Below are 12604 nucleotides of genomic sequence, written 5' to 3'. Positions count from 1 at the left end.
AGGGTGATACATATCGATAATGATAAGTAACACCCTTTATTTGTGTGACTTCCTATGATTAGATCCCTTTTTTATTAATCTTCTTAAAGTAATGGATAAACATTAAGTTATAAACAACTTCCACTATTATTGAAATAGTTAAATCCATTAAATTTGTTTCCTCGAGAGATTGATTAGGTAGTAAATCGTAAATGAGAAAATATCCAATTCCATTTAAAGCTATAACAAGTAATATGTATCTTAGTAAAATTGGGATCGCTAAACTAATATACGGAAGAAAAAACTCTTTTTTATTTCCTTTTTTATAGATTCGAAATAATACAAATAAACCAATCCCATTGATCATAATAAAGCAAATGAAATCAATAATATCCATTTGATTCATAGTAGAAAAATCGTAAACTATTGGTAATGATATAATAGATATAGCTGCTATAATCCAAAAGATACTTCGATAATTTTTCCTCTGTTTTTCAGTAAAGGAATCTTCCCTTAAAGCTGTAATAAGTGCATTTATATTCCAAATATACATAATAGACTCCTTTATTGTACTAAAAATAAATTATAGAGAAATAGTACTTTTATAGCAATGAACAAATTTGGAAAAAGAGGGTAATGTGGAGGTTGGGGTTAAAACAGTTAGCTTTCAACATGAAGGAGATAAATTAGAAAAGGATATAAATGAATTTTACTATAAAGCAACAATTTCAGTTATAAAACAGTCTTTTAATTTGAATTTGGATCATACTCTAATCTATGTTTCTTCAATTCCCATGAAAATTAAAATCTTCATTTTAGAGAAAAAGGCAATACGAAATCTGACGCAGCTCAATTATTTTTTAAAAAAGTGCAGCGCCTAAATAAGAATCAAATTGTGGGTTGGATTAGGAGGCATTTGGTTCAGTGATTGTAACGTTGTAACCTAAGTTTTCAAGTCTTCGAACAGAATATCGTACAATTGATTGTTCTTTTGGCTTATCAAAATAATCTTCACCTAAGTCTACATACGTTTCTTTGCGAGCAGGATTAAAGGATATCATCCAAAGCTACCCAAATAAAAAAATAATTTTGGTTGCTCACGGAGCTGTCATTAATGCTATATTAGCGCTCCTTTCAGATAGTAAAATTGGTTCAGGGAAGACAAAATTGTTAAATGCCTGTATAAGTAATCTAGAATATAAACAAGATCGTTGGAAAGTAAAGGATTATAATCAAACTACCCACTTAACAAAATAGGAGGATGTAAAATATGACATTACTTAATCCAACTTTATTTGCTGAATGGATCGCACCACATTCGTTAGAATGGTACGACCAGCTTGGGAAGTTTCAAGGGACTTATCTATACCCTTGGAATTCCACTATTATTAAGCCTAATGGAGAAACAATCTTTGATGAAGAGGTTATAAACTTGGTTTCACACAAAAAGGTTTTGGACGTCGGGTGTGGGCATGGTGAATTCGCGATCCATTGTAGCTCTATTGCAAAAGAAATAGTAGGATTTGATGTAACTAATCATTTTATCGGTTATGGGAAAATGAATAAGCCAAAAAATGTTTCTTTTGTGTTAGGAAGCACTAAACAAGGTTTACCTTTTAAAGAAAATGAGTTTGATTGTGCTTACATTCGAAAGGGACCAACTTCAGGTTATCCTGCTCTAAAGCATATTGTAAAAAAAGGCGGAATTATACTTGGGCTACACCCTGGAAATCACGAAGAGAATGAACTATCTGAATTATTTCCAAATCTTTTTACTGCCAATTTACCACTGGATTCTACTGAAAAAACGATTAAAAGTAGATTAATAGAGGCCAATTATTATGAATGGGAGATAGAAATTATTAGCAGTAATGAGTTAATCCATAGCCCAATGGATATTATAAGAAAAAGGTGCTTTGGACAGCACCCAACTGTGATGGAAAAAATTGTAAAAGAAGATTTAATAGAGATTACAGAAATCTTTGAAGCAAACAAAACAAATGGCTTGTCTGTAACTAATTCCTATTACATTGTACGAGCAATTGTTTAATAGAAGATCATTCCTGTCCAACTTTACTACTTCTTCTTTCTAAAAAGTAATTATCTCTCCATTTATTATTCAGTCTACCAATACGTTCACGGTGACCTACCACTCTAAACCCATTTTTCTTGTGTAGTTCTATACTAGCTTTGTTTTCTGGAAAAATACTTGCCTGCAGCATCCAATAGCCTTGTTCTTCTGACTTAGTGATCAGTGTTTGAAGCAGCTTATTTCCAATTCCCATTCCAGTGGCTTTGGGATGAACATAGATCCCCACTTCACCAACCCCTGCATAAACTGCTCTGTTTGAAACGGGGCAAAGTCTACACCAACCTAACACTAATTCACCATGGTAAATGATAAAGGTACAAAACTGATCTGCTTTTGAAACCCATATCTCATAGGATGAAGGAGCAGACGTTTCGAATGTTGCGTTACCTGTAGCAATGCCAGCCTCATAAATATATTTGATTTGCTCCCAGTCTTTTTCACTAGATAATCTGCATATATATTCCACGGTTATATTCCCCCTTGTAAAGAATATAAATATTTTACTTGTACTTTACAAGTAAAATTTAAAACGAAAATATATAATAGTTGTCTTTACAAATCAAACGAAAACAATTAACATTAGTTAGTCTAACTAACTAATGTAACTAATCCATAAGGGAGTAATTTTATGCAACCATTTTTCACGACATTAAAACTAATTTCTCGGCCATACAGTAGTAAGATGCAGGATTTACTACTGCCATTTGGCTTAACCGAAGTTCAGTGGGGACTCATACGTATTCTTTACGAAGAAGGACCTTCAACCTTCACTGATATAGCTACTTATTGGCGAGTTGAAAAACCTTCGGTGACTCCAATTGCTCAAAAACTAATTGAGCAAGAGTTAATTTACATAGGAATAGGTCATGACAAAAGACAAAAAGTAATGCATTTAACTAATAACGGGGTAGAAAAGTATAAAGAGACGAAACAAATAGTGGATACCCTACAAAAGAATTTACTGATTGGTATTACTGAACAAGAAAGACAAATTACAGAACAAGTATTGGAAAAATTACTTGTTAATTTAAAGGGAAGATGATGACGGTGACAAAGGAAAAACTATGGACAAAGCAATTTTTAATCGTTTCGTTGATCAATTTTATGATCACTTTAATGTTTTATTTATTAATAGTTACAATTGCGTCCTATGCCCAATCAAAATACGGTGCCTCTACAAGTACAGCTGGTCTAGTATCTAGTATTTTTATAATAGGCTCATTAATAGGAAGGTTAGGAACAGGAAGAGTCATAGGCGATTTAGGGACAAAAAAAACACTATGGACAGGTTTAGTATTTTTTACTATTACATCTATCTTATATTTTGCGGCCTTCAATATTGGACTTCTAATTATTATTCGATTGCTTCAAGGAATTGCTGTTGGTATTGCAGGTACTGCAACCGGAACAATCATAGCGCAAATTTTACCTAATACTAGAAAGGGAGAGGGGATAGGTTATTACAGTTTAAGTGCCATTTTAGCAACCGCCATTGGTCCGTTTATAGGTATTCTATTACTTAAAGCTGAAAATGGTTTTCAATGGATTTTTGCTTTAAATATTGTATTGTCATTTGTATGCTTAATCATCTATGCAGTGGTAAAAATAGATGTGGCATTGCCGAAATCTACTACTCAGCATCTAGAAAAAAGCTCGCTTCTCTCGAAATTCATAGAACCAAGAGCATTACCAATTTCTATGGTGGCACTCATAATAGGATTTAGTTATTCTGGCGTAATGTCATTTCTATCCTTTTATGCAGTAGAGGTAGACCTTGTATCTGCAGCAAGTTATTTCTTTTTAATTTATGCGATAGTAGTTATTATTTCTCGTCCATTCACAGGGAAACTGCTAGATACTAAAGGAGCTAATATTGTCGCTTATCCTTGTTTCGTTTTGTTTGCACTAGGTATGTTTTTATTCAGCCAAGCTTCAGCCGGGTGGATGCTTTTACTTGCTGCTGCGCTGATTGGATTCGGCTACGGTAATTTTAATTCGATTGCTCAGAGCGTCGCTGTGAAAGTTACTCCACCCCATCGATTTGGACTTGCTACCTCAACCTACTTCATTTTATATGATATTGGGTTAGGAATTGGTCCGTTTCTATTAGGATTTATAGTGCCTTATAGTGGTTATCGTCCGATTTTCCTCTCCATGGTCGTTTTAATCGTCATTTGCATTCCTCTATACCATTTGTTGCATGGTAGGAAGGACAAAGAACTGTTGAATATATCTTAATATAAAAAACCTTTAAGCTTTATCAAGCTTAAAGGTTTTTTCCCTTTTGTTAATAAGACAAGGGATATGAGTTGAAATGGTTCACCCCTAAAGGAGAAATAGACTTATGTGGACACGCAAACATTAGCATCAGCTTATGTAATATATACTTAACTTAGACAATGATTTAAAGAATAGGCTATGTTAAAGTCTAAGGTTGATTTTTAGTGAGGAGATTTTGTTTGTGAAATGTTACACTCAAACTAAAGGTGCAGTTTAGTTGAACAAGGATTATCGTCAGATTTACTACTACTAAGTAAAGAAACGTTTCCAAACGACGATTTTGGCACTAAATACCCAACGTTTAATCAAAAGTAATTAAATATAATATTATCTTTTAAATCTTAAGAGCATGTTTTGATAAGTATTTTATCAAAATATGCTCTTTCTATTTGTTATTTTAAAGTTGACGGTGGTAATTCAATCAAATAGTTAGAAATGAATAATATCATCTTTTAGATAGCTGATACTTTATTGTAAATATGCTTGTTCAGGCTTCTATTCTATTAATTTATGGCTGTTTTATATAAAATTTTCTGGAATTTCAAATAAAGTGGTTGCGCGATTGTTTTATGTGTGTATATAATGTGATTATAGTATATATACAATATATGAGGGTGTGAGTGATTTATGCAAATTGGTCTTCGATGACTGTTTTCAGCAAGCGGTACATGACATTTGTAAAGTATGTTTTCAAAAAAGTAAAGAAGAGGTATTGGCATGCAAATAATTATTTCCAACAGTTCAAAGGAACCGATTTATGAACAAATTACCAGTCAAATTAAATCGCTTATTTTAGCAGGTGAACTACAGGAGGGGGCAGCAATACCTTCTATGCGTAACCTCGCAAAGGAACTGCAAATTAGTGTTATAACGACGAAGCGTGCCTATGAGGAATTGGAAAAGGCGGGCTTTATCTATTCCATTGTCGGAAAAGGGTCTTTTGTTGCAGAGCAAAATCTAGAGGTTATAAGAGAGAAGAAGCTGAAGGTCATTGAGGAGCAACTCAGTGCAGTCATAACAAATAGCAGAGAAATTGGACTGTCACTTGATGAGCTGCAGGACTTATTAAAGATTTTATATGAGGAGTGAATGGAATGGAGAATGTGGTTGAATTTACAAATGTAACGAAAAGGTTTAAAGATTTTTCCGTAAAAAATATTGATTTGCAAGTGAAGCAAGGCTTTGTAACGGGATTCATTGGAGCAAATGGTGCTGGTAAATCGACATCGATAAAAATGATGATGAATCTCTTAAGACCAGATGTTGGGGAAATTAAGCTTTTCGGGTTGGATTACAAGAAACATGAGAAGGCGATTAAGGAGCGCATTGGATTCGTGTATGATGGCAATGTATTTTTTGAAGGGCTAAACATGAAAGATATAAAACGGATTGTAGCACCAGCATACAAACACTGGGATGATACAGTATTTTATCAATATATTGAAAAATTCGAATTACCACTTAATAAAGCAATAAAAACTTTCTCGAAAGGGATGCAAATGAAGGCGTCATTGGCGATAGCACTATCACATCATGCAGAGCTGATCATTATGGACGAGCCAACAGCAGGCTTAGACCCCATTTTTAGACGAGAACTGTTGGATCTTTTACAAGAATTAATGATTGATGGAAATCGTACCATTTTCTTCTCAACGCATATTACAACAGATTTAGATCGTATCGCAGATTATATAGCTTTTATGCAGAGTGGCGAATTAGTATTTAATCAGTCCATTCACGACGTTGCTGAAAACTATGCCATTGTTAAAGGAAGATTGGATCTTCTGGATAGAGATACTGAAAAGGCATTTATTCATGTTCATCGTGCATCAACAGGATTTGAAGCATTAACGGACAATACTAAAGCAGTGAAAAATATCTTTGGAAACTCAGTTGCCATTGATCGTGCCTCTCTGGAAGATATCATGTATCACTTGAAAGGAGGAATACACCATGTTTAATTTAATCAGACGTGACGTCATTCTGCAGAAAAGGCAGCTATTACTCTTTATTCCTTTTATCTTATTCTTTATTATTATGGGCAAAGACCCAGCTTTTACTTTTCTCGTTTCCAGTATTTTTATTCCCTTTAACACATATGCTTACGATGAAAAAGCAGAGACAAACATATTATTAAATTCCTTACCATATACACGTACGGAAATTATCGCTTCACGCTATCTTGGTGCTATTATTTACATGATTTTAGCAATCGGGGTGACTAGTCTAACATTATTGGCTTTCAATAAACCTTTTACTATGACTGACATTGCGATTGGCTGTGGCTTATTCTTATTATTTGCCGCATTTACCTTTCCATTATTTTATATATTTAAACCAGGCTATATTTTTCCGGTTGTACTCATTTGCTTTATCCTTTTGGCAGCTATAGGTCCGGCTATTGTCACGTTTTTAACTGAACAATTAACCGCAATAACTGATTTCATTGTTAATTTAACTGTCTCGTCTTTATATACAGGAGCGACACTTGGCATCATGGTAGTCTATGCTATCTCTTGGGGACTTACCAATATCATTTACCAGCGAAAAGCGTTCTAAGTGGGGGAATTATATAGTTAGTAACTTAACATTAAAGTAGGTTACTGATATTTATAAAAGAACGTTAAAATCACCTCTCTAGTTTAACTGAGAGGTGATTTTTTTGTTGGATGTTTATGGTAAAATATCTATGTATTGAGAAGGGTTTCATTTAAACTAAACCACAGGAACAGCAAAAAAGTAGCGTTCGAAATCATTCGTTCATGCGGTGCTTAAAATAATGAGTGGAATAGAAGAAGAATTGGTAAAAATAAAAGACTTAAAATAGAGACGTATTAAAAGAACCCTACTTTCTGGGTTCTTGGCAACTCGGGAGACCCTACCGGTCTCTTCTTATAGAAGAGTATGGTGTACAAGTGATAATAAGCAAGGAAACCAAATGCCGTTGTAGGGAGTCGGATAGCAGCGTAGTACCAATGAAGTTGGGTAATGCCGATGGAGGAAAGGCTGCTACCAAGTTATCACCCTTACTAGGGACACATTTACTACACTCGGAGGTAGGAATACTAAATGGAAACAAAACTATTAAGGATAGCAGAATTAGCAAAATCTGATCCCAAAATGAAATTTACATCTATTGTACATTTACTAAATAAGCAATCTCTAGTTCAATGTCATCTTGAATTACCTAATAAGAAGGCAACTGGGATTAATGGCACAACTAAAGAGCAATACAGTGAAAGACTAGAGGAAAATATAGAGGACTTAGTAAGTAGGCTTAAAAGCTATCATCCTTTTCCCGTAAGGAGAATGTATATTCCTAAGCTTAACTCCAACAAGAAAAGACCATTGGGGTTACCGGAACATGAAGATAAGATTGTACAGAAAGGCATTACCAAAATACTAAATGCCATCTATGAAATTGATTTTCTAGACTGCTCTTTTGGGTTCCGCCCAAATCGTAACTGCCACGATGCTTTGAAAATATTAAATCATTATATTGAAAAGAAATCAGTAAATTATATAGTAGATGTAGATATTAAAGGGTTCTTTGACAACGTTGACCACATATGGATGATGGAGTTCTTAAAACTGCGAATTACTGACCCTAACTTACTAAGAATAATTGGTAGGTTTCTTAAAGGTGGATACATGGAGGAAGGAAAGAAATACAAGACAGATAAAGGCACACCGCAAGGTGGGGTCATATCTCCGGTACTCGCCAATCTATACCTTCATTATGTCCTGGACCTGTGGTTTGAGAAGGAAGTCAGAAAACAGTGTGAAGGACATGCATACATAGTTAGATATGCCGATGATTTTGTGTGTTGCTTCCAATATAAGAGCGAAGCTCAGGAATTCTTTCAATCATTAAAGTTGAGATTACAGAAGTTTAACTTAGAAATAGCGGAGGATAAAACCAAAATTAATCTGGATACTTTCGTGTGAAACGGAAATCAAGCAGGAAAAAGCTACAAGGTAAACTAAAGGAATCGAAGGAATGGATAAAGAAGAACCGAAATAATGATATTCATATGATAATGGATAGATTTAAACGCTCGCTTGTAGGTTATTACAACTACTATTGCATCACGGATAACACTCCAAGTGTTCACCAATTTAAAGACAAAATCCAATATCTACTGTTTAAATGGCTCAACAGAAGAAGTCAAAGAAAATCCTTTACTTGGGATAATTTCAATCTCTTTCTTCAAAAATATCCGTTACCGTCACCAAGAATTAAGGTGAATATATACGAATTAAGAAAAGAGATTAGCTATATCTTGTGAAAGATGATTTGGAGGAGCCGTGTGCGTAAATAGCGCAAGCACGGTTCTGTGAGGGGGGAAGAACACAATCTACCGCAAGGTAGAGAGGTTCTCTTCTACTCGAATACTTTAATAAAGGGAGAAGACCAGTATGATAGATTTATGTAAATGTAATGAAACTTATGATTTAAAAGTTGAAGCAGATATAGGTGCCGACGCTATTTGGTGTAAAAAATGTTATTGTAACTTTGACATAGAATATGTTCCAATTTCAATCAAGTTGAAGGCTGAATTAATGGAGTGGATCTTGAAATATGGTAAATGGATTGATTGGAAAAATGATGGCATTTTTCCTAGTGGCGTAGAACTTGAAGAAACACATAATAAAGAAGGCTTGATATTAACTGAAAAAGTACAAAAAGAACTTGTAGGAAAATATAAAATTACGTTTTCACCTTCTACATTTGCAAGAGAACATGCAAATAAAAAGCAGTAACTCTTATTGCATTAACGCGTGCTTTACTTCAAGAAGGAGTTAAGCCTTTTTTCATATTGAACTAATGTCGCAGGTTAGCACAAGAAGGTTAGTTGAAGGATGTTGATTAACTCTAGGAGGGAATTGAAAGTGTTTACTAATAAGAAAGTTTTGATTGGAATTATTGCTATTATGATAATTGTAATGTCGTACTTCTTCTTTTTTTCTAGTTCCAATTCCGAAAAGAACAAAAGTATTGGTAAGGTTCTTTTTAAAGTTGAAAGTAAACACAATTACACAAAACCAAGAGAATATACGGAAATGTGGATTATTGGGTACAACAATTCTGATGAAAAAGATAACCGACGTTATAAAATTTTTATTGAGGATGCAATGGTTTACAACCTTATTAAAGTGGATGAAGAGTATATGATAAGTGCGAGATCTTTTAGAAAAGATAAAGATTATGATTATGCTTATGAGTTAATTCAAATTAGCAATCAAAAAGAATATCAGGTTAGAGGGAAAGGGAGGATTAAATGAAATTAATCGTTCTGCAATTGGGTGAGATTGTGGAATTAGAGTAGCTGTTCTTAAAAAATATACGGGTGCTTTAATTCAAGAAGGAGTAAACCTTTTTTCTTATTAATCTAAAGGAGCAGGTAAGCAAATCTAAGGGTACGTAGGATTCTATAGTAGACTTCATTAATTGGGAGGTAATTAATTGGTAAAAGTTAGAATTATTTTAGGTTTATTTATAGCCGTTATTGCAGTGTTCGTATTTATAAATAAATTATATTATCCTTCTCTTCCGATAGATGATTTATCTGCAAAACAAGCGATTGAACTACTAAAAGAATCGGATAGTAAGATAGCTGAAATTGCCGTAGAAGCCAATTCTATTTGGTATATCACAAGTAGTGAGAATCAAGGTATTTCGATTGCGGATGAAAATCTAATACAAATGATAGGTTCAACCGGATGGGAATTTAAGGGGAAAGATGGTGCTGGCCTGTTCTTTGAAAAAGACGAAAAAAGATTAATTGCCACCACTCAAATGTGGACTAAAAATTATGTTCTCGTTAAAATTCCAAGTAATTTTAAATAATCTTAAGAGACTTGTATTAATTTGATGGGTGCAAAATGTAATGAGCATGGAGGTACATTTCCAGCTCATTATTTATAGCATTTTTAAATCCACCTTTACCTTTATCATAGCTTCTATATTAAAAAATAGAAGGAATATCTGCTTTTATAGTCGAATTTAAATAGGCTATGGAGGGTTGTCTAATGAAAATTTTTCGTTTTGATCAACAGGTTGGACATAAGATTCACCACTTTAATTCGAATTTTATCATGTCACGGATCGCTAAAATAGAAAGTGAAACGGTAATAGGCTGTATGCATTTGGAGGAAAAAGGAGTCATTGGATATCATGAAGCAGTTGTTCCTCAGCTACTACTGATTGTTAATGGAGAGGGTAGGGTATCTGGTACGAATCAAACGAAGGTTGAAATACGAGCTGGCGATGCAGTGTTCTGGGAAAAGGGGGAGGGGCATGAAACCACAACTGATACTTATTTAACAGCAATGGTCATAGAGGCAGAAGGACTCCAACCAGAAATATATATGCCAATGAAAGGGGGAAGTAAAAATGATTTGGGCTAATGCTTCAGAAAATATTAAAGCATTTATAATACAGGTGATTGGCCAAATACAGAAAATAGTTGACGAAAATAATGTTGGTTATTACTTACATGGCTCTCTGGCAATAGGTGGTTTTAATCCATCAAGGAGTGACATAGATATTTTGGTGGTAACCAAAAAAGCATTGTCATTCCAAGAGAAATTATCGTTGACTGAGTTATTTTTAAAGATTTCAAATAATCCTTATCCAATTGAAATTAGTTTTATGAATAGAAGCCAGCTAGAAAACTGGGACTATCCTCCATCCTATGATTATCATTTTAGTGAATATTGGAGGGAAAGATACGAAGAATGTAGTGAAAAATGGTTATTAGGAGAAAAAGTAGATGCTGATTTAGCTGCACATATAACCATTGTTACTTATAAAGGAATATGCCTTAGAGGTGAACCCATAAAAGCAGTGTTTCCAACTGTACCCACTATTCACTATACATCAGCAATTTTACAAGACTATAAGGATTGTTTAAATGATTTAGAGATAGATCCTGTTTATTCCATATTAAATATGTTAAGAGTTTATCGTTATTTAAAGGAGAGTACAATATGCTCTAAATTGGAGGCTGGTCAATGGGGAGCCAACAGTTTACCAGAAGAGCATAAAACGTTAGTATTCCAAGCTATTAACATATATACAGGAAAAATATCCGAATCAAACTTTCAAAGTCAACAGCTAGTCGAATTTAAAGAGTTAATAGCTAGAGAAGTAAATGATTTACTAACTCAAAATTTTCAATTCGGAATTGAAGAGGCACATCAATTAAAAAATAGCTAATTAAAAATTACTGTAAACAAACTATACCGGGCTTGCGTTTGTTTGCAGTATAATTTAGTTTACTTCATATCTTCCGCAGGCAAAGTATTGTGCAATGAGGGAGGGGCAGGACTAAGAACTGGTTTTTCACCGAATGCTTTACCTTGGTCTTAGGAGAAAGGGTGTCCATCAGGAGCATTGCCCTTTAACCACGGCAATTCGGCACTGTCTTCTCCTTCCGAATGATTATATAGAGTATGAGAAAATTCGGTTGCTTCCCACTCAGGTGGAATAGTTGTGGGACAAATAACTCCACCTTCTGTTGCTTCTAAGTCTTTTATAGCTGCTAGCCCTTGATTTTGGTGCATTGTATCTAGAGCTAAAAGGAAGGACAGCATATCTCTAACTCCTTTATCATCTGTCATGCTATAAAGACGAGCTACTTGTAAACGCCCTTCTGAATCAGCCATCACGTTATGTCGCATATCTGCTAATAAGTTACCACTTGCTACAATATAACCAGCATTCCATGGCACTCCAACTGAGTTCACAGGCATAGCACCTAAGCCCGAGACGATTGCGTGCTGAGGATTCATACCCTCTACTAATACATCCTTTGGACTCATAACCTCCCATAATTGCACCTTTTACTGGGTTAACTGCGCCATTTTCCTGTTCTGTGACTGGTGCGCCTTCTAAAAGTCTTGCCACCATTGTAGCTATCATTTCAATGTGACCAAGTTCTACTGTTCCTGTATCCATCAGTAAGTCTTTATATTTTTCGTTTCCTCTTGTATTCCAGCATTGGAAAAGATACTGCATCGCAACACTCATCTCTCCAAATTGACCACCAATAATTTCTTGTAGGTGTTTTGCTAATACTGGATCTGGATTGTCCGGTACCGCATGAAAGCTCAATTCTTTTTTGTTAAAGACATATATAGAATCCTCCTTTAGAAATTTATAGACAATTTTTAAATTTTACCCATGAATTTATCTATAAAACTTTCAATAAAATAAATAATCTAAAAGTCTTAATGAATTTAAAAGGA

General features: G+C 34.3%; 17 protein-coding genes and 2 pseudogenes. 15 read left to right on the top strand and 4 right to left on the bottom strand.

The annotated features are described in order from the left end of the window. Nucleotides 1-58 precede the first annotated feature (58 nt). Together MKY94_RS11360 and MKY94_RS11355 are read right to left on the bottom strand one after the other, a co-directional pair. Nucleotides 59-532 carry a hypothetical protein gene (locus tag MKY94_RS11360; RefSeq protein ID WP_151109573.1) on the bottom strand — a complete coding sequence of 158 codons (474 nt, stop codon included), beginning with the start codon at nt 530-532 and terminating at the stop codon, nt 59-61. 352 nt (nt 533-884) lie between these two features. Beyond that, nucleotides 885-1040 carry a hypothetical protein gene (locus MKY94_RS11355; RefSeq protein ID WP_191696913.1) on the bottom strand — a complete coding sequence of 52 codons (156 nt, stop codon included), beginning with the start codon at nt 1038-1040 and terminating at the stop codon, nt 885-887. Between MKY94_RS11355 and MKY94_RS11350 the strand changes: the two genes are divergently transcribed. After that, the gene (locus MKY94_RS11350) at nt 1015-1236 is read left to right on the top strand and encodes a histidine phosphatase family protein (RefSeq protein WP_151109575.1); all 222 of its coding nucleotides are present in this window, start codon (nt 1015-1017) and stop codon (nt 1234-1236) included. The genes MKY94_RS11355 and MKY94_RS11350 overlap by 26 nt on opposite strands. Before the next feature lie 13 nt (nt 1237-1249). Next, on the top strand, nt 1250-2029 hold the full coding sequence (locus MKY94_RS11345) for a methyltransferase domain-containing protein (protein WP_151109577.1): 780 nt from the start codon (nt 1250-1252) through the stop codon (nt 2027-2029). 7 nt (nt 2030-2036) lie between these two features. On the opposite strand, the gene MKY94_RS11340 is transcribed toward MKY94_RS11345, so the two are convergent. Then, nucleotides 2037-2537, bottom strand: a complete 501-nt coding sequence (locus MKY94_RS11340; protein WP_318245395.1) for a GNAT family N-acetyltransferase — start codon at nt 2535-2537, stop codon at nt 2037-2039. A 162-nt stretch (nt 2538-2699) separates the two neighbouring features. Here MKY94_RS11340 and MKY94_RS11335 point away from each other — a divergent pair, with 162 nt between their 5' ends. From MKY94_RS11335 to MKY94_RS11275, 13 genes and pseudogenes are all read left to right on the top strand, one after another. Then, on the top strand, nt 2700-3113 hold the full coding sequence (locus tag MKY94_RS11335) for a MarR family transcriptional regulator (protein ID WP_151109581.1): 414 nt from the start codon (nt 2700-2702) through the stop codon (nt 3111-3113). Continuing rightward, a complete protein-coding gene (locus MKY94_RS11330) occupies nt 3113-4309 on the top strand; it encodes an MFS transporter (RefSeq protein ID WP_191696916.1) in 1197 nt (398 codons plus the stop codon). The genes MKY94_RS11335 and MKY94_RS11330 overlap by 1 nt, the downstream gene beginning before the upstream one ends. A gap of 59 nt (nt 4310-4368) precedes the next feature. Beyond that, nucleotides 4369-4456 (top strand): annotated as a pseudogene (locus tag MKY94_RS11325) (PhzF family phenazine biosynthesis protein); the annotation flags it as partial. A gap of 612 nt (nt 4457-5068) precedes the next feature. Continuing rightward, the gene (locus tag MKY94_RS11320; protein ID WP_342577080.1) at nt 5069-5440 is read left to right on the top strand and encodes a GntR family transcriptional regulator; all 372 of its coding nucleotides are present in this window, start codon (nt 5069-5071) and stop codon (nt 5438-5440) included. 5 nt (nt 5441-5445) lie between these two features. After that, nucleotides 5446-6312: an ABC transporter ATP-binding protein gene (locus MKY94_RS11315; RefSeq protein ID WP_151109586.1), complete on the top strand. Its 867-nt coding sequence runs from the start codon at nt 5446-5448 to the stop codon at nt 6310-6312. Further along, nucleotides 6305-6910 carry an ABC-2 transporter permease gene (locus MKY94_RS11310; protein WP_151109588.1) on the top strand — a complete coding sequence of 202 codons (606 nt, stop codon included), beginning with the start codon at nt 6305-6307 and terminating at the stop codon, nt 6908-6910. The genes MKY94_RS11315 and MKY94_RS11310 overlap by 8 nt, the downstream gene beginning before the upstream one ends. 510 nt (nt 6911-7420) lie before the next feature. Further along, entirely contained in the window at nt 7421-8299 is an 879-nt protein-coding gene (locus tag MKY94_RS11305) for a reverse transcriptase domain-containing protein (RefSeq protein WP_342577079.1), read from the top strand. An 86-nt stretch (nt 8300-8385) separates the two neighbouring features. Continuing rightward, entirely contained in the window at nt 8386-8640 is a 255-nt protein-coding gene (locus MKY94_RS11300; protein WP_342578681.1) for a hypothetical protein, read from the top strand. A gap of 130 nt (nt 8641-8770) precedes the next feature. Beyond that, entirely contained in the window at nt 8771-9115 is a 345-nt protein-coding gene (locus tag MKY94_RS11295; RefSeq protein ID WP_151109590.1) for a hypothetical protein, read from the top strand. Nucleotides 9116-9244: 129 nt separating this feature from the next. Beyond that, entirely contained in the window at nt 9245-9637 is a 393-nt protein-coding gene (locus MKY94_RS11290) for a hypothetical protein (protein ID WP_151109592.1), read from the top strand. A gap of 181 nt (nt 9638-9818) precedes the next feature. Then, nucleotides 9819-10202 carry a hypothetical protein gene (locus MKY94_RS11285; protein WP_151109594.1) on the top strand — a complete coding sequence of 128 codons (384 nt, stop codon included), beginning with the start codon at nt 9819-9821 and terminating at the stop codon, nt 10200-10202. A gap of 182 nt (nt 10203-10384) precedes the next feature. Next, the gene (locus tag MKY94_RS11280) at nt 10385-10762 is read left to right on the top strand and encodes a cupin (protein ID WP_151109596.1); all 378 of its coding nucleotides are present in this window, start codon (nt 10385-10387) and stop codon (nt 10760-10762) included. Further along, nucleotides 10749-11573, top strand: coding sequence for an aminoglycoside adenylyltransferase domain-containing protein (locus MKY94_RS11275; protein ID WP_151109598.1), 825 nt, complete (start codon nt 10749-10751; stop codon nt 11571-11573). Before MKY94_RS11280 ends, MKY94_RS11275 begins: the two co-directional genes overlap by 14 nt. Before the next feature lie 59 nt (nt 11574-11632). Here MKY94_RS11275 and MKY94_RS11270 read toward each other — a convergent pair. Next, nucleotides 11633-12494, bottom strand: a pseudogene (locus tag MKY94_RS11270) (manganese catalase family protein). Between the last annotated feature and the right edge of the window lie 110 nt (nt 12495-12604).

Origin of the sequence: Psychrobacillus sp. FSL K6-2843 (assembly GCF_038626375.1) — a bacterium.
In the GTDB taxonomy this organism is placed as follows: Bacteria; Bacillota; Bacilli; order Bacillales_A; family Planococcaceae; genus Psychrobacillus; species Psychrobacillus faecigallinarum.
This window is presented reverse-complemented; position numbering and strand designations above follow the sequence as displayed.